This window comes from Bradyrhizobium oligotrophicum S58, assembly GCF_000344805.1.
GTDB classification, from domain to species: domain Bacteria; phylum Pseudomonadota; class Alphaproteobacteria; order Rhizobiales; family Xanthobacteraceae; genus Bradyrhizobium; species Bradyrhizobium oligotrophicum.
This window is the reverse complement of sequence record NC_020453.1, coordinates 806,551-824,103: the sequence shown is the minus strand read 5'-3', so window position 1 is coordinate 824,103 and position 17,553 is coordinate 806,551. Positions and strand designations below refer to the sequence as shown.

The 17,553-nt window shown below is 65.1% G+C and carries 19 protein-coding genes; 7 read left to right on the top strand and 12 right to left on the bottom strand.

All coding sequences use genetic code 11. The features are described from left to right. Positions 1-60: 60 nt before the first annotated feature. Together coxB and S58_RS38875 are read right to left on the bottom strand one after the other, a co-directional pair. Complete coding sequence (coxB, locus tag S58_RS03680; protein ID WP_042338656.1) at positions 61-900, bottom strand: cytochrome c oxidase subunit II; 840 nt, start codon at positions 898-900, stop codon at positions 61-63. A gap of 455 nt (positions 901-1,355) precedes the next feature. Further along, positions 1,356-1,541, bottom strand: a complete 186-nt coding sequence (locus S58_RS38875; RefSeq protein ID WP_015663894.1) for a hypothetical protein — start codon at positions 1,539-1,541, stop codon at positions 1,356-1,358. Between S58_RS38875 and S58_RS03675 the strand changes: the two genes are divergently transcribed. After that, positions 1,528-1,995 (top strand): invasion associated locus B family protein, encoded by a 468-nt coding sequence (locus tag S58_RS03675; RefSeq protein WP_244440696.1) that lies wholly within the window; start codon positions 1,528-1,530, stop codon positions 1,993-1,995. The genes S58_RS38875 and S58_RS03675 overlap by 14 nt on opposite strands. Positions 1,996-2,060: 65 nt before the next feature. On the opposite strand, the gene S58_RS03670 is transcribed toward S58_RS03675, so the two are convergent. After that, positions 2,061-2,561, bottom strand: coding sequence for a GNAT family N-acetyltransferase (locus S58_RS03670; protein WP_015663892.1), 501 nt, complete (start codon positions 2,559-2,561; stop codon positions 2,061-2,063). Between the two features lie 84 nt (positions 2,562-2,645). Between S58_RS03670 and tldD the strand changes: the two genes are divergently transcribed. The 4 genes from tldD (at position 2,646) to S58_RS03650 (ending at position 5,876) form a co-directional block, all read left to right on the top strand. Then, entirely contained in the window at positions 2,646-4,070 is a 1,425-nt protein-coding gene (gene tldD / locus S58_RS03665) for a metalloprotease TldD (protein ID WP_015663891.1), read from the top strand. Continuing rightward, positions 4,067-4,873, top strand: a complete 807-nt coding sequence (lepB, locus tag S58_RS03660; protein ID WP_015663890.1) for a signal peptidase I — start codon at positions 4,067-4,069, stop codon at positions 4,871-4,873. The genes tldD and lepB overlap by 4 nt, the downstream gene beginning before the upstream one ends. A 15-nt stretch (positions 4,874-4,888) precedes the next feature. Beyond that, positions 4,889-5,227: an MmcQ/YjbR family DNA-binding protein gene (locus tag S58_RS03655; RefSeq protein ID WP_015663889.1), complete on the top strand. Its 339-nt coding sequence runs from the start codon at positions 4,889-4,891 to the stop codon at positions 5,225-5,227. Between the two features lie 79 nt (positions 5,228-5,306). Then, positions 5,307-5,876 carry a nucleotidyltransferase family protein gene (locus tag S58_RS03650; RefSeq protein ID WP_042340518.1) on the top strand — a complete coding sequence of 190 codons (570 nt, stop codon included), beginning with the start codon at positions 5,307-5,309 and terminating at the stop codon, positions 5,874-5,876. A 160-nt stretch (positions 5,877-6,036) separates the two neighbouring features. Here S58_RS03650 and S58_RS03645 read toward each other — a convergent pair whose 3' ends face one another. The 5 genes from S58_RS03645 to S58_RS03625 form a co-directional block, all read right to left on the bottom strand. Further along, positions 6,037-6,753, bottom strand: a complete 717-nt coding sequence (locus S58_RS03645; RefSeq protein ID WP_015663887.1) for a cytochrome c biogenesis CcdA family protein — start codon at positions 6,751-6,753, stop codon at positions 6,037-6,039. Positions 6,754-6,759: 6 nt separating this feature from the next. Next, entirely contained in the window at positions 6,760-7,161 is a 402-nt protein-coding gene (locus S58_RS03640) for a thioredoxin family protein (RefSeq protein WP_015663886.1), read from the bottom strand. 136 nt (positions 7,162-7,297) lie between these two features. Then, on the bottom strand, positions 7,298-7,960 hold the full coding sequence (locus S58_RS03635; RefSeq protein ID WP_015663885.1) for a PAN domain-containing protein: 663 nt from the start codon (positions 7,958-7,960) through the stop codon (positions 7,298-7,300). Between the two features lie 260 nt (positions 7,961-8,220). Continuing rightward, a complete protein-coding gene (locus S58_RS03630) occupies positions 8,221-9,591 on the bottom strand; it encodes a glutamate--cysteine ligase (RefSeq protein ID WP_015663884.1) in 1,371 nt (456 codons plus the stop codon). 96 nt (positions 9,592-9,687) lie between these two features. Further along, on the bottom strand, positions 9,688-10,176 hold the full coding sequence (locus S58_RS03625) for a MarR family winged helix-turn-helix transcriptional regulator (protein ID WP_015663883.1): 489 nt from the start codon (positions 10,174-10,176) through the stop codon (positions 9,688-9,690). Between the two features lie 149 nt (positions 10,177-10,325). On the opposite strand from S58_RS03625, the gene gstA reads away from it, so the two are divergent. Both gstA and S58_RS03615 read left to right on the top strand, forming a co-directional pair. Continuing rightward, the gene (gstA, locus tag S58_RS03620) at positions 10,326-10,940 is read left to right on the top strand and encodes a glutathione transferase GstA (RefSeq protein WP_015663882.1); all 615 of its coding nucleotides are present in this window, start codon (positions 10,326-10,328) and stop codon (positions 10,938-10,940) included. 145 nt (positions 10,941-11,085) lie between these two features. Beyond that, positions 11,086-11,289 (top strand): addiction module protein, encoded by a 204-nt coding sequence (locus tag S58_RS03615; RefSeq protein ID WP_015663881.1) that lies wholly within the window; start codon positions 11,086-11,088, stop codon positions 11,287-11,289. Positions 11,290-11,448: 159 nt separating this feature from the next. On the opposite strand, the gene S58_RS03610 is transcribed toward S58_RS03615, so the two are convergent. From S58_RS03610 to S58_RS03595, 4 genes are all read right to left on the bottom strand, one after another. After that, on the bottom strand, positions 11,449-13,662 hold the full coding sequence (locus S58_RS03610) for a 3-hydroxyacyl-CoA dehydrogenase NAD-binding domain-containing protein (protein ID WP_015663880.1): 2,214 nt from the start codon (positions 13,660-13,662) through the stop codon (positions 11,449-11,451). A gap of 149 nt (positions 13,663-13,811) precedes the next feature. Beyond that, on the bottom strand, positions 13,812-15,020 hold the full coding sequence (locus S58_RS03605) for an acetyl-CoA C-acetyltransferase (RefSeq protein ID WP_015663879.1): 1,209 nt from the start codon (positions 15,018-15,020) through the stop codon (positions 13,812-13,814). Between the two features lie 83 nt (positions 15,021-15,103). After that, positions 15,104-16,894, bottom strand: a complete 1,791-nt coding sequence (locus tag S58_RS03600; RefSeq protein WP_015663878.1) for an acyl-CoA dehydrogenase C-terminal domain-containing protein — start codon at positions 16,892-16,894, stop codon at positions 15,104-15,106. A 129-nt stretch (positions 16,895-17,023) separates the two neighbouring features. Then, complete coding sequence (locus S58_RS03595; protein WP_173424413.1) at positions 17,024-17,422, bottom strand: nuclear transport factor 2 family protein; 399 nt, start codon at positions 17,420-17,422, stop codon at positions 17,024-17,026. Positions 17,423-17,553: the final 131 nt, after the last annotated feature.

Genomic DNA, 17,553 nt, shown 5'->3' with positions numbered 1-17,553 from the left:
ATCCTCAGTGTCCCCGTGGACCGCCGAGGCGGCCCTCAATCTTAGCGTTCGTCCCCGCGCTTACTGCGACACGCCCGCAGCGGACGCGTAGGTGCTCGTGGGCGCGCTGGCGTATTTCTTCTTGGCGTCCTCGACCCAGGCGGTGAATTCCTGATCGCTCACGACGCGCACCGCGATCGGCATGTAGGCGTGATCCTTGCCGCAGAGCTCGGAGCACTGGCCGTAATACATGCCGACCTTGGTCGCCTTGAACCAGGTCTCGTTGAGGCGGCCCGGAATGGCGTCGATCTTGACGCCGAACGACGGGATTGCCCAGGAGTGGATGACGTCGGCACCGGTGGTCTGGACGCGAATCACCTTGTTGACCGGCACGACCATCTCGTTGTCGACGGCGAGCAGGCGCGGCTGCTTGTCCTGCGCCAGCAGCGAGTCGAACTCGAACTTGCCGTTGTCCGGATAGGCGTAGCTCCAATACCACTGCTTGCCGGTGGCCTTGATGGTGATATCGGCGTTCGGCACGTCCAGCTCGAGGAACAAGAGCCGGAACGACGGCACCGCGATCATGACCAGGATCAGCACCGGGATCAGCGTCCACGCCACTTCGATCAGCGTGTTGTGCGTGGTCCGCGACGGCACCGGATTGGCGCGCGCGTTGAACTTGACCACCACGGCGACCAGCAGCGCCAGCACGAACAGCGTGATGATGGTGATGATCGTCAACAGCAGCCCGTGGAACCAGGTGATGTTCTCCATCACCGGCGTGGCGGCCTCTTGCAGCTTGTATTCCCATGGCGCCGGCTGCCCCGTTTCAGCAAACGCCTGTTCACCCGACACGAGCGTCATGCCCGCTACGGCCAACCCCAGCAAGCAGCCGCTCAATTGGCCTCTCGACATCTTCATGCCGTCGCGCTCCCTCTAGAACTTTCCCCCTCGACGCACCGCCCGATGATGCGGCGCGCCGTTCGATCCGCTCTCCTGACAAATGGCCTTCGGGCGGATGCATAGAAAAGCACCTGGGCCAGTTCACTGGAATGACGAAATCTTTCTTCTCAAACCATAATTCTTGATCTATCGCAATGCAGTCTTACGCCGGATATTCCGCGCAATGCGGCTCGTCGCAGTCAGCGTATTTTCCGGGAAATTGCCGCATGCTGCGATTTCGCGGACAACGGGCGCTTGACAGGCGTGCGGCGCGATGTAGGCAACGGGCCACGGCCGTTTGCGCGGCTGATTCGGCGAGGCGCAGTGGTCGTGCACACGAGGTGCGGCCATATTTCGTATTGTTTCGTGCCGTACGCTGGTGACGCTGTCCTCATGACGCCATCATTGCCATATCATGGCGTCAGACGCGCAGATCACCCACAGGAAATTGTCATGGCACCGACCCGGAGCAGGGTTTCAACGGACAGGACAGCTGACATGCCGACACCAGCTGCGAATGACTCGCGCCGTTTGTGCCGATTCAGCGCGGTGCGCACGCGACTCACCACCCGCTTGGCCGCCATTTCGACTGCGCTCGCGGTGACGATGGCGACGATCATCGGCGCGCCTCAGTCGGCGTTGGCGCAGGGCGCGGTGCGCTCGGTGCATGGCGATTGGCAGATCCGCTGCGACACGCCGCCCGGCGCCCAGGCTGAGCAGTGCGCCCTGATCCAGAGCGTGGTGGCGGAAGACCGCTCCAATGCGGGACTGACCGTGATCATGCTCAAGACCGCCGACCAGAAGAGCCGGCTGATGCGCGTGGTTGCGCCACTCGGCGTGCTCCTGCCGTCAGGCCTCGGCCTGAAGCTCGACAATCAGGACGTCGGCCGCGCCGGCTTCGTGCGCTGCCTGCCCAATGGCTGCGTCGCCGAAGTGGTGCTGGAGGACAAGCTGCTCGGCCAGCTCAAGACCGCGAAGACCGCGACCTTCATCATCTTCGAGACGCCCGAGGAAGGTATCGGTTTCCCGCTCAGCCTGAACGGCCTCGCCGATGGCTTCGACAAGCTGCCCTGACGTCACGAGCGATTGACGAGACTGTTCGACACATTGGCGTGAACGGGGCCGGCTTCGCCGCTCGCTCAGCGTGGCCCGTCCAGCGTCAGCGCCATCACTAGCAGGGTCTTGTCGAAGCCATCATTGCCGGCCTCGCGCGGCTGCACCGCCTTGAGCAGGAATCCCCGCTTCTGGTACAGCCTGATCGCATTGGTGTTGCCGCGATAGACGGTCAGCTCGACGCGCGAGAAGCCGGCCAGCTGCGCCGCCTCGAGGGCTGCGGCCATCAGACGCGTGCCCGTGCCCTGATGTCGGAACTGCGGCAAAAGACCCATGCCAAGCACCCCAATTCGAGCATCGATCGGCCCCGATTTGGGCGTCACATCGCACCAGCCCACCACCTCCCCGGCCGAGAGAGCGACGAATTGCGGATATCCCTCGTGGATGTTGTTCAGAATGAAGGCGCGCGTCGATTCCAGCGGCGGCGCCTGCACGAAGGACAGGTACCGCCGTTCGCGCGCGACGTAATCGAGCGTGCGGTGAAAGCTCTCGATATGAGCGGACGTGATGGGAACGATCTCAACCATGTCAGTTCGGTAATCATCCTGCCCCTCGCGCCCCGGCGTCAAAACAACTATCTTGGAATGAACGCTCCGACAACGGATTGACCCATGACTGCTCCCACCACTTCCCTGCTCGAGCGCGCCAATCTGGACCGTGATGCGGTCCGGAGCGAGGTCGGGCGGGGCCTGGCCGGCGCCGATGACGGCGAATTGTTCTTCGAATACAGCCAGACCGAGGCGCTGACCTTCGACAACGGCCGGCTCAAGCAGGCGACCTATGACACCAGCCAGGGTTTTGGCCTGCGCGCCGTCAAGGACGATGCGGTCGGCTATGCGCACTCCTCGGACGTGTCGCTGCCGGCCCTGATGCGCGCGGCGGATGCGGTCAGCGCCGTCAGGGGCGGCTATTCCGGCACCTTCGCGAGCGCACCGCCGCACACCAATGTCCGGCTCTATGGCGACGACAATCCGCTCGACGCACCGGGCTTCGAGAGCAAGGTCAAGCTGCTCGGCGAGATCGACGCCTATCTGCGCGACAAGGATCCGCGCGTGCGCCAGGTGACGGTGTCCCTCGGCGCGACCTGGCAGGTGGTGGAAATCCTGCGGCCGGATGGCGAGAGCTATCGCGACATCCGCCCGCTGGTGCGCGTCAACGTCTCCGTCGTCGCAGGTCAGGGCGACCGCCAGGAGAGCGGCAGCAAGGGCTATGGCGGCCGCGAGGCCTATGCCCGCTTCATCGAGACCAAGGCCTGGCGCGAGGCCGCCGACGGCGCGCTGCGCGAGGCGCTGGTCAATCTGGACTCGGTGCCCGCCCCCGCCGGCGAGATGGACGTCGTGCTCGGGGCCGGCTGGCCCGGCGTGATGCTGCACGAAGCCGTCGGCCACGGCCTCGAAGGCGACTTCAACCGCAAGAAGACCTCGGCCTTTGCCGGGCTGCTGGGCAAGCCGGTCGCCGCCAAGGGCGTCACCGTGGTCGATGACGGCACCATGGCCTCACGCCGCGGCTCCCTGTCGATCGACGACGAGGGCACGCCAACCAGCCGCACCGTGCTGATCGAGGACGGCATCCTGGTCGGCTACATGCAGGACCGTCAGAACGCCCGGCTGATGAACATGGCGCCGACCGGCAACGGCCGCAGGCAGGGCTATGCGCATGTGCCGATGCCACGCATGACCAACACCTACATGCTGGCCGGCGAGCGCGATCCGGCCGAGATCATCGCCTCGGTCAAGAACGGCATCTACGCGGTCAATTTCGGCGGCGGCCAGGTCGACATCACCTCGGGCAAATACGTCTTCCAATGCACCGAGGCCTACAAGATCGAGAACGGCAAGGTCGGCGCGCCGGTGAAGGGCGCGATGCTGATCGGCAACGGCCCGACGGATTTGAACCGCATCAGCATGATCGGCAACGATCTGTCGCTCGACACCGGCATCGGCACCTGCGGCAAGAACGGCCAGGGCGTGCCGGTCGGCGTCGGTCAGCCGACGCTGCGCATGGATCGCATTACGGTCGGAGGCACGGGCCGATGAGCCTCGAGAAGATGTCCACGGACAAGACCAGCACCAAGGCCCCGCGCACGGGCGCCATCCGCAAGGAAAGCACCTGGGGTGGCCAGCTCGCGCAGCTCGTCGCCGTCGTCCTGGTCGTGTTCGTCGCCAAAGGCGCGATCGCCGAGCCATTCTACGTGCCGTCGGGCTCGATGGAGCCGACCTTGCTGATCGGCGACGCGCTGCTGGCGTCGAAGTTTCCCTATGGCTACGGCACCTCGTCGCTGCCGATGCAGATCACGCTGCCGGAGACGGGACGGCTGTTCGGCGAGACGCCGAAGCGCGGCGACGTGGTCGTGTTCCGCTGGCCGGGCGACAACTCGCAGGCCTGGGTCAAGCGCGTCGTCGGCCTGCCCGGTGACCGCATCCAGATGCGCCAGGGCCAGCTCTATATCAATGGCCAGGCGGCTGCGCTGAAGCCGGACGGCGTCGGCGATGCCGAGGACGATTCCGGCCGCAACGAACCGGCCTATCGCTACGTCGAGACGCTGCCGAACGGCGTGTCGCATCTGATCTTCAAGATGCGCGACAACGGCCGGCTGGACAACACGCCGGAGGTGACGGTGCCGCCCGGCAAGCTGTTCGTGCTCGGCGACAACCGCGACAACTCCGCCGACAGCCGCGTGTCCTTGCGCGATGGCGGCGTGGGCTTGCTGCCGATCGACAATCTCGTCGGCCGCGCCGATGCGGTGGTCGGCTCGTGGGATCTCGGTTTCAAGAACCAGCCGGTCTGGGCCTGGCTGTCGGGCTTCCGGCTCGATCGCTTCTTCACCGCGGTACGCTGAACAGGCGGGCGTCGCGTGACCTTCGACGATGTCAGGGCGCTTGCGCTGGCATGGCCGGAGGTCGAGGACGGCACGTCCTACGGCACATCGGCGCTGAAGGTGCGCAAGAAGATGCTGGCGCGGCTGAAAGAGGACGGGGACAGCCTCGTTCTGCCCGGCGTGCCGCCGGACGAACGCGACATGCTGGTCCAATCCCGGCCGCGGCTGTTCTATTTCACCGATCATTATCGCGACTATCCGATCGTGCTGCTGCGCCTCTCGCAGGCGCGGCGCGCAGATGTCGAACCGCTGCTGCGCCGGCAATGGCGGGCATTGGCGTCGAAGAAGGCGCTCGCCGCCGAGGGTCTCGGCTGATCCCGGGCGCCTCGCTCCTGCCTGAGCATGGCGCGCAACATCGGCATGATCGGATCATCGTGGCATGCTATCGGTCGCCATGACCGAGGATGACTTCGTCACGTCAGCGCTCCGCAATCCCGTCAACGCCGAGCTGATGGACGTGCTGCGCGCGACAGCATTGCCTGACGCGTGGGTCGTCGCTGGCTGCCTGACGCAGACGGTCTGGAACATCCAAACCGGACGTCCGGTCGATCATGGCATCAACGACTACGACATCTTCTACTTCGATCCCGACACCTCATGGGACGCGGAGGATGCCGTCATCCGGCGTATCGCATCCTGTCTCGATGCCGTTGATGCCAAGGTTGAAGTACGCAACCAGGCGCGCGTGCATCTTTGGTATCCGACCAAGCACGGCCGCCCCTACCCTGCTGCGACACGTTCCACCGACGGCATCGATCGCTTCCTCACTGTCAACACGCAGGTCGGCCTCCGCCCGGTCGGCGATGGGCACGAGATCTATGCGCCGAAGGGCCTCGGCGACATCGCGCAGATGATCGTGAGGCCGAACTACACGGCCAATTTTTCGGCGGTAAACTACGCGGCCAAGGTGGCGCGCTGGAAAGCGCTGTGGCCGGAGATCACGGTCATCGCCCCTGAGCAGTAACACGAGAAGCACACTCTCTCCGCTCGTCATTCCGGGGCGCGCGGAGCGCGAGCCCGGAATCCATACTCCCGATCGTGGTTATGGATTCCGGGCTCGTGTCGCTACGCGGCCCGCCCCGGAATGACACCGGGTGTGGTGCGCGACCATTGCGCCACGCTCGTCAGATCGACGTCGTCAGCTCGGTCAACCATGCCGGCGAGTGCTCGACCAGCCACGCCTCCAGCTGCTTGTCCGCACCGCTGAGGATCGCGACCGCGACGAGGACGAAGGCCACTCCCATCAGCATCTTGCCGAGCTTGCCGGCGGACAGCAGCCGCTCGCGGAGCCGCATCATGGTCGTCCGCGACACCAGCCCGAGCACGACCAGAGGCAGGCCGGCTCCGAGCCCGAACGCCAGCATCGTCAAGGTCACGCGAGCGAGGTCGCGCCCCTGCGAGGCCAGCAGCGACGCCGCGCCCAATGTCGGCCCAACACAGGGCGACCAGACAGCGCCGAGCAGCAGGCCGATCATGAACTGACCTCCCGCCCCCGAGGCCGCCAAGCCTTGCGAGTGCCGGTCGGCCCAGCGCTGCACCGGGCCGCCGGCGACCGCGAGCTGCGCCTGCCAGGACGGCATCAGCAGCACGATGCCGATCGCCAGCATGATGACCGCCGCGACGAAGCGGAACGCACTCGCATCGAGGCCGAGGCTGCTGCCTGCGACCGCAATGAACAGGCCGAGGCCGGCGAACGACAGCGCCAGCCCGGCCGCGAGCGCCAGCGCGCCGCGCGGATGCGCGGCAGCCGCCGCGCCCAGCACGATCGGCACCAGCGGCAACACGCAGGGCGACAGGATCGAAAGCAGGCCGGCCACGAAGGCCAGCAGCAACGCGGCCATGGCGCGTTACAGGCTCTTGTCGAGCAGCGCCGCGATCGAGGCTTCCTTGGTGTCACCGACGGACCGGCCGGTCTCGGTCGTGCCCTTGAAGGTGATCAGGGTCGACTGCATCTGCGCGCCGAACGCTTTGACCACCGGCTTCATGTCGTCGAAGTCGACGCGGAAGATCTTCAGATCCTTGAATTTCGGTTCTGCCGCGAGCTTGTCGATGATCGGCTTCTGCGCCTTGCAGGTCGGGCACCAGCCGGCATGGATCTCGATCAGGATCGGCTGCCCCGCCGCCTGCGCGGCCTTGAAGGCAGCGTCCGAATAGGCTGCGGTCTCGATCGCCGATGCCGTTCCCAGCCCTGCGAAAGCCAACGTGGCCGCAACCCCTGCGGCGGTAAAAAATCTGCGCGAAAACGTCATGGCAAACCCCGATCTCTGCGTTCTGACCGGCAGCCGACCGCGACAGCGGCCCGGCGCCACAACTCCATACGAGCGGGCCGATGAAACGTTACGCAACCATGGAGAAAGAATTCCCGCGTCCGGAGTGCGGGCCGCGCTACCGCACGACGCCTGACGTAAAGCCGGCGCGGCGCCGCGGCGGCTTGATTTCCTTCTTCAGGAAGCAGTGCGCTTCCTTGCCGGCATAGCCGGGCCGCGCGAAGGTCCAGGCGCGGCACTTGTTGTCGCCGGTGCAGGCAGCCTTGCAGATGTCCTCGGCGTCGGCGGCCTTTTCGGCGTTCTTGTCCGCCGCCTTGTCGGCACTCTTGTCACCGGCTTTGTCGGCTGCCTTCTCGGCCTTGTCGCTGGCCTTCAGGTCGGTGGTCTTGATGTCGAAGCTGCGATAGTCGCCGCCGGGACGATCGATCGAGGTTTCCACCGCGTCGTTGCGGATCTCGACGACGCCGGCGCCGCGCACGCCGGAGACGCAGCAATTGTCGGGAACACGCGCCGGCACGCTGTTCTTCAGCCAGCACACGGCGCCGGCTTCCATGACGGTCGGATAGTTGAAGCTCCAGGCGCGGCAGCGCCGGTCGTGCTCGCACAGCAGGGCACAATCGGCCGGATCGCCCGAGGCGATCGGCGCGCTCATGTAGTCGCCACCCGGGCGGTCCGAATAGCTCTGCGCATCGGCCGGCGTCAGACGCGCAGCCGCGATCAGGCACGCCAGCGCCCACAGCCATGCCCCGATGAAGCGCCCCGCGCGCCGCCGCTGAAACATCCGACCCATTGTTAACGCTTGAGTTTTCTTCAGTGTTCTTGGGCGGTCATTTGATCGCCACGAACCTGTATGGCGGATGAACGGGCTTGGCACGTCCGGATATCCGCGGGAATGCGACGCAGCTCGAATATGAGGGAAACAAACGGAAACAAAATCAATTGAAGCCGATCCGGCGCGGTCGCCGGGATCGATGAAGCGAGATGCCGCCCGGCGCGAGCGAGGTTCGGCCCAACAGGCCTGTTCAGGCCCGCCGTTGCGGCTCAGAATGCATATTCCTCATAGGCCGGCTCGACCGAGCCCCGCCAGGGACCATTGAACTTCTCCAGCATCTCCTCGGCCGGCGAGCGGCCTGAAGCGATGATGGCATCGAGCGGCTCCAGATGCCGGCTTTCGTCGCGGCCGAAATGATCGACGCGGTTGCGCCGGCGCAGGCCGTGATGCGCCAAAGCGAGGCACTCCTTGGCGACCTCGAACACGTAGCGATTGCGGATGCGCGTCTTGAAGCCAAGACGCGGCACGTCGTCGCGCAGGTTCTGGCGCTCGAACGCGGTCCAGTCCTTGACCAGGTCCCAGGCGGCGTCGAGGCTCGCATCGTCATAGAGCAGGCCGACCCAGAACGCCGGCAGCGCCGGCAGCCGTCCCCACGGCACGCCGTCGGCGCCGCGCATCTCGAGATAGCGCTTCAGCCGCACCTCCGGGAAGATCGTCGAGAGGTGATTGGCCCAGTCCGACAGCGTCGGACGCTCGCCCGGCATCGCCGGATTTTTTCCTTCGAAGAAGTCGCGGAACGAGGTGCCGGAGACGTCGATATAGGTCTCCTCGCGCTTGACGAAGTACATGGGCACGTCGAGCGCGTAGTCGACCCAGCGCTCGAAGCCCATGCCGTCCTCGAACGCCCAGGGGATCATGCCCGAACGCTGATTGTCGGTGTCGCGCCAGATCTCTGAGCGGAAGGAGAGATAGCCGTTCGGCTTGCCTTCGGTGAACGGCGAGTTGGCGAACAGAGCGGTCGCGATCGGCTGCAGCGCCACCGAGACCCGGAGCTTCTTGACCATGTCGGCTTCCGAGGAGAAGTCGAGATTGGTCTGCACCGTGCAGGTCCGGTACATCATGTCGAGCCCGTATCGGCCGACCTTCGGCATGTAGCCGGTCATGATCTTGTAGCGGCCCTTGGGCATCACGGGAATTTCTTCGCGCGACCATGACGGCGTCATGCCGAGCCCGAGAAAGCCGATCCCGAGCGGGGTCGCGATTTCGCGCACCTGCGCCAGATGCGCCATCAGCTCCGCATGCGTCTGATGCACGGTCTCGACCGGCGCACCGGACAATTCGAACTGGCCGCCCGGCTCCAGCGAGATGGCGCCGCCGCCGGTGACGTCATAGAGCCCGATGATGTTGCCGCGCTCCATGATCGGCTCCCAGCCGAGCAGCAGCTTCATGCCTTCGAGCAGCGCGCCGATGCCGCGTGCGCCTTCGTAAGGCACAGGGCGGTGACCTTCGAGCGTGAACGGCGTCTTCTCGTGCTCGGTCCCGATGCGGAAAGCGGATGCCGGCTTCACGCCGTCCGCCAGCCACGCCACGAGCTCGTCGCGCGACTGCAGCGGGGTCATATCGATCTGGTCACGCGCCATGGGAGGTCCGGAGGAAGAGCGCTACGATGGTCGCGCAGGGTGCGAGGGATGTCCGCGGACCCGGCGGGACCGCGGCTGTGAATGAAGACGGATGGGTCATCGGGGCGAAGCGCCTTCTCCGGCAGACAATGGGGCGGCCTGACCGCAGGAACAGCCGAGACGGTCAAGCAGCGTGCACAGCTTGGCGGCGTCGGTGTCCGACAGCTTGGAGCCGACATGCTTCTCGATGGCGGCCGAATAGGCCGACCACATCCGCTTCTGCAGCTCGCGCCCCGCCTCGGTGATCTCCACGAACTGGCCGCGCTTGTCCATCTTGCATTCGCGCCTGATGACCAGACCTTCGTCGACCAGCCGGTCGATCAGCCGGGAGGTAGAATATTGTGGGATCAGCATCTGCCGCTCGAGCTCGACCGGACGCAGCTCGCCGGCGGCCGCCCGCGACAGCTCAAGCAGCGCATCATACCAGGCGAGCGGCGGGAAACCGGCCTTCTTCAGCTCCTGCTCGACCGCGTCCAGCACCCGGCTCTGGACCCGCATCAGGCGGATCCAGGCGGCGGTCGCCTCGGTCGATGGTTTGCGTTTCATGAGCCGGCTCGTATCCTTGAGATCGTCGTTCTAGCGCATTCGATGCAGCTGCATCAATCTTGACTATTCCATGCATCTGCATGTAAGGGCCGCGCGTGACGCCCCGATCGGTTCCACCAACAACCACGGTCTCACGGAGGGAATACCCGATGAAGCTTTATTATTCACCCGGCGCCTGCTCGCTCTCACCCCACATCGCCCTGCTCGAAGCCGGGCTGCCCTATGACCTGGTCAAGGTCGATCTGCGTGCCAAGACTCTGGAAAATGGCGACGATTATCTCAAGGTCAATCCGAAGGGCCAAGTGCCGGCGCTAGGGCTGCCGAGCGGCGAAATCGTGACGGAGGGCCCGGTGATCGTGCAGATGATCGCCGACCAGGCCGCGGACAAGAACCTCGCCCCGCCGCGCGACAGCGGCGAGCGCTACAAGCTCCTGGAGTGGCTGAATTTCATCACGTCGGAGCTGCACAAGAATTTCAGCCCGATGTTCCAGCCGGCCCTCACCGACGAGACCAAGGGCTTCTTCAAGGAGCGGCTGATGGGCAAGTTCAAATATATCGACGGCCAGCTGGCGGGCCGCGACTATCTGCTCGGCAAGGCATTCAGCGTCGCCGACGGCTATTTGTTCACGATGCTGTCATGGGCGGAGCGGATGAAATTCGACCTCTCGGCGCTGCCGAACCTGCTCGCCTACAAGGCCCGCGTCGCAGCCCGGCCGAAGGTGCAGGAGGCGCTGACCAAGGAAGGACTGATGAAGGCGGGGTGAGGGCTTGCTTCTTATGAAGCGATTGCAACGCCACGAAGCCGGTGAGCTCCCCTCCCCCTTGCGGGGAGGGGTCGGGGGTGGGGGTCCACACGATAACTCTAGCTGAGTCCATGGACCTGATTCCGCCAGGGATTATGATGACGTGATGTCCTTCCCATTCGACATCTCTCAGCTGACCACGAAGGAACGGCTCAACCTCATTGGCCGGTTGTGGGACAGCCTGGCACCTGAAGACGTGCGATTGACCTCGGCTCAAGAAGCCGAGTTAGCCCGTCGCTTGGCTAGCTTCGATACTGGCGCACAAGACGCCGTGCCGTGGCAGGATATGGAGCGCGACCTTATCAGTTAAGCTCGGGCTCAGACGTTGAGGCGAGCGGTTTCTTCGAGCCATTGAGACCTTTTCCCGGGACCCCCACCCCCACCCCCGACCCCTCCCCGCAAGGGGGAGGGGGGCGCACCGTCAGCGCTGCGCCATCGGGCTTTCCTCAGGAACAGCCTACGACCTTTGCTAAGCCGCCGCCTTCTTCGGCGGGAAGCGGCCGTAGAAGGTTTCGCCCTTGGCGGCCATCTCCTCCAGGAGCTTCGGCGGGGCGAAGCGCGAGCCGTACTTTGCCGTGAACTCGTGGCACAGCTCGACGAACTTTTTCGTGCCCATGAAGTCGATGTAGGACAGCGTGCCGCCGGTGAACGGCGCGAAGCCGAAGCCGAGGATGGAGCCGACATCGGCCTCGCGCACGTCGGTGATGACGTGGTCCTCGACGGTGCGCGCGGCTTCCACCGCCTGCACCACCAGGAAGCGCTGCTTCAGCTCCTCGACATCGAGCGTATCGGGATCGAGATGCTTCGGCTGCAGCGAAGCCAGCTCCGGCCACAGGCTCTTCTGACCCTTGCCCTTCTCGGGATAGTCGTAAAAACCCTTGGCATTCTTGCGGCCGAAGCGGCCCTGCTTCTCGACCAGCTCGACCATCAGCTTCTTGTGGTCCTGGTTGATCGCGTTCGGCCCGAGGTCGTGCTCGGTGGCCTTCATGATCTTGAGGCCGAGATCGAGCGCGACCTCGTCCGACAGCGACAACGGACCGACCGGCATGCCGGCCATCTTGGCCGCGTTCTCGATCATCGCCGGCGGCACGCCTTCGAGGAACATCTCGTTGCCCTCGGCGATGTAGCGCATCACGCAGCGGTTGGCGAAGAAGCCGCGGGAGTCGTTGACCACGATCGGCGTCTTGCCGATGGTGCGGACATAGTCGAGCGCGGTCGCGAGCGCGACGTCGCCGGTGTTCTTGCCCATGATGATCTCGACCAGCATCATCTTCTCGACCGGAGAGAAGAAGTGGATGCCGACGAAACGGCCCTGGTCCTTGAACTCCTCGGCCAGCGAGGTGATCGGCAGGGTCGAGGTGTTGGAGGCGAAGATCGCGCCGTCCTTCAGATAGGGTTGCGCCTTGGCGTAGGTCTCGGCCTTGACCTTGCGGTCCTCGAACACGGCTTCGATGACGAGGTCGCAATCCTTGAGCACGGCATAGTCGGCGGTCGCGGTGATGCGGCCCATGATCGCCTCGGCCTCGCCCGGCTTGGTGCGGCCCTTCTTGGCCAGGCCGTCGATCACGCTCTGCGCATGCGCGCGGCCCTTGTCGGCGCTCTCCTGGTCCCGGTCGATCAGCACGACCTCGAGCCCGCCACGCGCCGACACGTAGCCGACGCTGGCGCCCATGAAGCCGGCGCCGATCACGGCGATCTTCTTCAGCTTGGTCGCCGGCACGTTCGCGGGGCGGCGCGCGCCCTTGTTCAATTCCTGCATCGACAGGAACAGACTGCGGATCATGGCCGCGGCTTCCTTCGAGCGCAGGATGTGTGCGAAGTAGCGCGATTCGACGCGCAGCGCCGCGTCGATCGGCAGCTGCAGGCCTTCATACACGCAGCTCATGATGGCGCGCGCGGCCGGATAGTTGTCGTAGGTCTCGCGGCGGTAGATGGCGTTGCCCGCCGGGAACATCATCATGCCGTTCTTCGAGAACACCGGGCCGCCGGGCAGCTTGAAGCCCTTCTCGTCCCAGGGCGCGACCGCCTTGCCGCCGGCCTTGATCCAGTCCTTGGCGGCCTTGATCAGGTCCGCGGCCGGCACGACGGCGTCGACCAGCTTCATGGCCTTGGCCTTGTCGAGCGTGAGCGCCTCGCCCTTCAAGAGCAGGTTCATCGCGTCCTGCGGCTGCACGATGCGCGGCACGCGCTGGGTGCCGCCGGCGCCGGGGAACAGGCCGACCTTGATCTCGGGCAGGCCGAGACGCGTCTTCGGGTTCTCGGCCGCCACGCGGTGATGGCAGGCCAGGGTCAGCTCGAAACCGCCGCCGAGCGCGAGCCCGTTGATGGCGGCGACCCACGGCTTGCCCGAGGTCTCCATCGATCGATAGATCTGCGAGAAGCGCCGGCTGTTGTCGAACAGCATCTGGTTGGCGGCTTCCTCGCCCTTGCTCTTCAGGGTGTCGAGATAGATGCGGTTCATGCCCTCGAGCATGGAGAGGTCGGCACCGGCGCAGAACGCCTCCTTGGCCGAGGTGATGACGACGCCCTTGATCGCGGCGTCGGCGGTGGTCTCCTTGACGATGGTCTCGAGCTCGATCGCCGAGGTCTCGTCCAGCACGTTCATCGAACGTCCCGGAATGTCCCAGGTGATCAGCGCAATGCCGTCGGAGTCAGTTTCGAGTTTGAAGTTCTTGAAGGCCATGTGGTGCTCCCTCGATGCCAGCAGCCGGTCGGCGCGGCGTTGTCCTGCATTCCTGCTATGAGTTCGTCATTGCGAGGAGCGAAGCGACGAAGCAATCCAGACTGTTCGTGTCGCCCTGGATTGCTTCGCTTCGCTCGCAATGACCGCCGTCAAACCCGCTCGATGATGGTCGCGGTGCCCATGCCGCCGCCGATGCACAGCGTGACCAGGGCGGTTGCCTTGCCGGTGCGCTCGAGCTCGTCGAGCACGGTGCCGAGGATCATCGCGCCGGTCGCGCCGAGCGGATGGCCGAGCGCGATGGCGCCGCCATTGACGTTGATCTTGTCCTTGTCGATCTCGAATGCCTGCATGTAGCGCAGCACGACCGAGGCGAAGGCCTCGTTGAGCTCGAACAGATCGATGTCAGACTTCTTCATGCCGGAGCGCTCGAACAGCTTCTCGGTGACGTCGACCGGGCCGGTCAGCATCATCGCCGGCTCCGAGCCGATATTGGCGAAGGCGCGGATTTTCGCGCGCGCCTTCATGCCGTATTTCGCGCCGGCTTCCTTGCTGCCGAGCAGCACCGCACCGGCGCCGTCGACGATGCCCGACGAGTTGCCGGCGTGATGCACGTAGTTGACGCGCTCGATCTCGGGATGCGACTGGATCGCGACCGCGTCGAAGCCGCCCATCTGCGCCATCTGCACGAAGGACGGCTGCAGCTGCGCCAGCGACTGCATCGTCGTGCTGGGGCGCATGTGCTCGTCCTTGGCGAGGATGGTCAGGCCGTTGATGTCCTTGACCGGCACCACCGACTTGTTGAAGCGGCCCTCTTCCCAGGACTTGGCGGCGCGCTGCTGGCTCTGCACCGCGTAGGCGTCGACGTCGTCGCGCGAGAAGCCGTATTTGGTCGCGATCAGGTCGGCCGAGACGCCTTGCGGCATGAAGTAGGACGGCACCGCCATCGACGGATCCATCGGCCAGGCACCGCCGGAGGCGCCGATGCCGACGCGGCTCATCGATTCCGCGCCGCCGCCGATCACGAGCTCGTGCTGGCCGCTCATGATCTGCGCGGCCGCGAAGTTCACGGCATCGAGGCCGGAGGCGCAGAAGCGGCTGATCTGGATGCCGGGGACGGCCTCGCCGAGACCTGCATTCAGCGCGGCGAAGCGGGCGATGTCGGAGCCGGCCTCGCCGACGGGATCGACGACGCCGAGCACGACGTCATCGACCACGTCCGCAGGGATGTTGTTGCGATCCTTGAGCGCCTTCAGCGGCACGGTGGCGAGCGCGAGCGCGGTCACCTCATGCAGTGAACCGTCCGCTTTGCCGCGGCCGCGGGGAGTACGCACGTGGTCGTAGATAAAGGCCTCAGGCATCACGCCCTCCTCATCTGGTCAGATTCGTTGTTGTTGTCGGCGAAAGCCGGCGCGCTTGGCGCACCGGCTCTCTGGTCTCGTTCTCAGAAGGCTTCCGCCGGCAGCTCCATCACGGTCGCACAGCCGGCCTGCAGGCGGGCGAGATGCGCGGCCGTCTCAGGGATCACGCGCTCCATGAAGAAGCGGCCCGTCACCAGCTTGGTGGTGAGATAGGTCGAGCTGTCACCGGCCGCAATCTTGTCCTGCGCCACCTTGGCCATCTTCGCCCACATGTAGCCGAAGGTGACCAGCGCGAAGAGATGCATGTAGTCGGTTGCGGCGGCGCCAGCATTGTCCGGCTTGGCCATCGCGTTCTGCATCAGCCACGTCGTGGCCTGCTGCAGGTGGCCGAGCGCGGTCGAGAGTGGTGTCACGAACGGCTTCATCGCGTCGTTGCTGCCCTGCTCCTTGGCGAACGAGCCGACCTCGGCGAAGAACGCCATCACCGCGCGGCCGCCGTCGCGCGGCAGCTTGCGGCCAACGAGGTCCAACGCCTGGATGCCGTTGGCGCCCTCGTAGATCATGGCGATGCGCGCATCGCGCACGAACTGCTCCATGCCCCACTCGGCGATGTAGCCATGGCCGCCATACATCTGCTGCGCCTGCACCGCGTTGGCGAAGCCCATGTCGGTCATGTAGCCTTTCATGACCGGGGTCATCAGGCCCATGTGGTCGTCGGCGGCCTGACGGTCCTTGGGATCCTGCGAGCGGTGCGCGACGTCGCTCTTCAGCGAGGTCCACACCACCATCGCGCGCGCCGCCTCGTTGAAGGCGCGGATCGACAGCAGGGTGCGGCGCACGTCGGGATGCACGATGATCGGATCGGCGGCCTTGTCCGGCGCCTTAGGCCCGGTCAGCGAGCGGCCCTGGATGCGCTCGCGCGCATAGGCGACCGCGTTCTGATAGGCGACCTCGGACTGCGCGAGACCCTGCACGGCAACGCCGAGCCGGGCCTCGTTCATCATCACGAACATGCCCTGCATGCCCTTGTTCTCTTCGCCGATCAACCAGCCGGTGGCGTTGTCGTAGTTCATCACACAGGTCGAGTTGCCGTGGATGCCCATCTTGTGCTCGATCGAGCCGCAGGCGACGCCGTTGCGCGCGCCGACGGTGCCGTCCGGATTGACCATGAATTTCGGCACGACGAACAGCGACACGCCCTTGATGCCGGCGGGCGCGCCCTCGATGCGGGCGAGCACGAGATGGATGATGTTGGGGGCCAGATCATGCTCGCCTGCCGAGATGAATATCTTGGTGCCGGAGATCTTGAAGCTGCCGTCGGCCTGGCGCACCGCCTTGGTGCGCAAGAGACCTAGATCGGTGCCGCAATGCGGCTCGGTCAGGTTCATGGTGCCGGTCCACTCGCCGGCGACCATCTTCGGCACATAGGTCTTCTTCTGCTCTTCGCTGCCATGCACGATGAGCGCCGCGGTCGCGCCCATGGTGAGGCCGCCATACATCGCGAACGCCATGTTGGCCGAGCACTGGAATTCGTTGACGGTCTGGCTGAGCGTCACCGGCAGGCCCTGCCCGCCATATTCCGTCGGCGCCGACAGGCCGAGCCAGCCGCCCTCGACGATCTGCTTGTAGGCTTCCTTGAAGCCCTTCGGCGTAGTCACGCTGCTGTCGTCGTGACGCTTGCAGCCTTCGAGATCGCCGACGCGATTGAGCGGCTGCAGCACCTCTTCGGCGAGCTTGGCCGCCTCGCCAATGATCGCCTCGCGGACGTCGGCCGAGGCATCGGAGAAGCCCGGCAGATTGTCGTAGCGGTCGATCTGGAACACGTCGTTGAGCAGGAAGGTCACATCTTCCACGGGGGCTTTGTAGATCGGCATTGGCGTCTCCGGCAGGAAGGCTGAAGTTTCAGACGGGAAATTCACGGACGCGGCAGGCAATGCAGGCCGCGGACTGTAGCGGATTTCTGCGGGTTTGCGGCAGCCGTCACATTGCGGCTGGTGGTCACGTCAGGACGGCTTGCTCATCGCGGCCAGTTGTTCGCCCATGAGGCGGTGCAGCAAATTGATCGCCTTGAGCGGGCGGACCATCACCTTGAAGTGAGTAATCCGACCGGCGTCGTCGAATGTGATGATATCGACGCCGTTGAGCCTGATGCCTTCGATCTCGTTCTCGAATTCGAGCACCGCGCCCGTGGCGCTGCGCCATTCGCCGACATACTTGAATCCCGGACCGCCTAGGACTTTCTCAGCACTCGCGAGATATTTGAAGGTGATGTCGCGGCCGCGCTGCGGCGTGTGCACGACGGGACTTTCGAACACGGCGTCGGGGTGCAGCAGCTCCCACAGCGCGCCGAGATCGTGAGACCTCATATAGCCGTACCATCCATCGAGGCCGGTCATTGTCATTGGGCGTCTCCTCGGGGCGGAACAGGCCAGCACCACATCCACCCCATATGCACATTGACGCATATGCGCCAGTGTGCATAATGTCAAGCGTGGAGCGGGGCAGAACACGATCAGAAAAACGGGAGCATTTT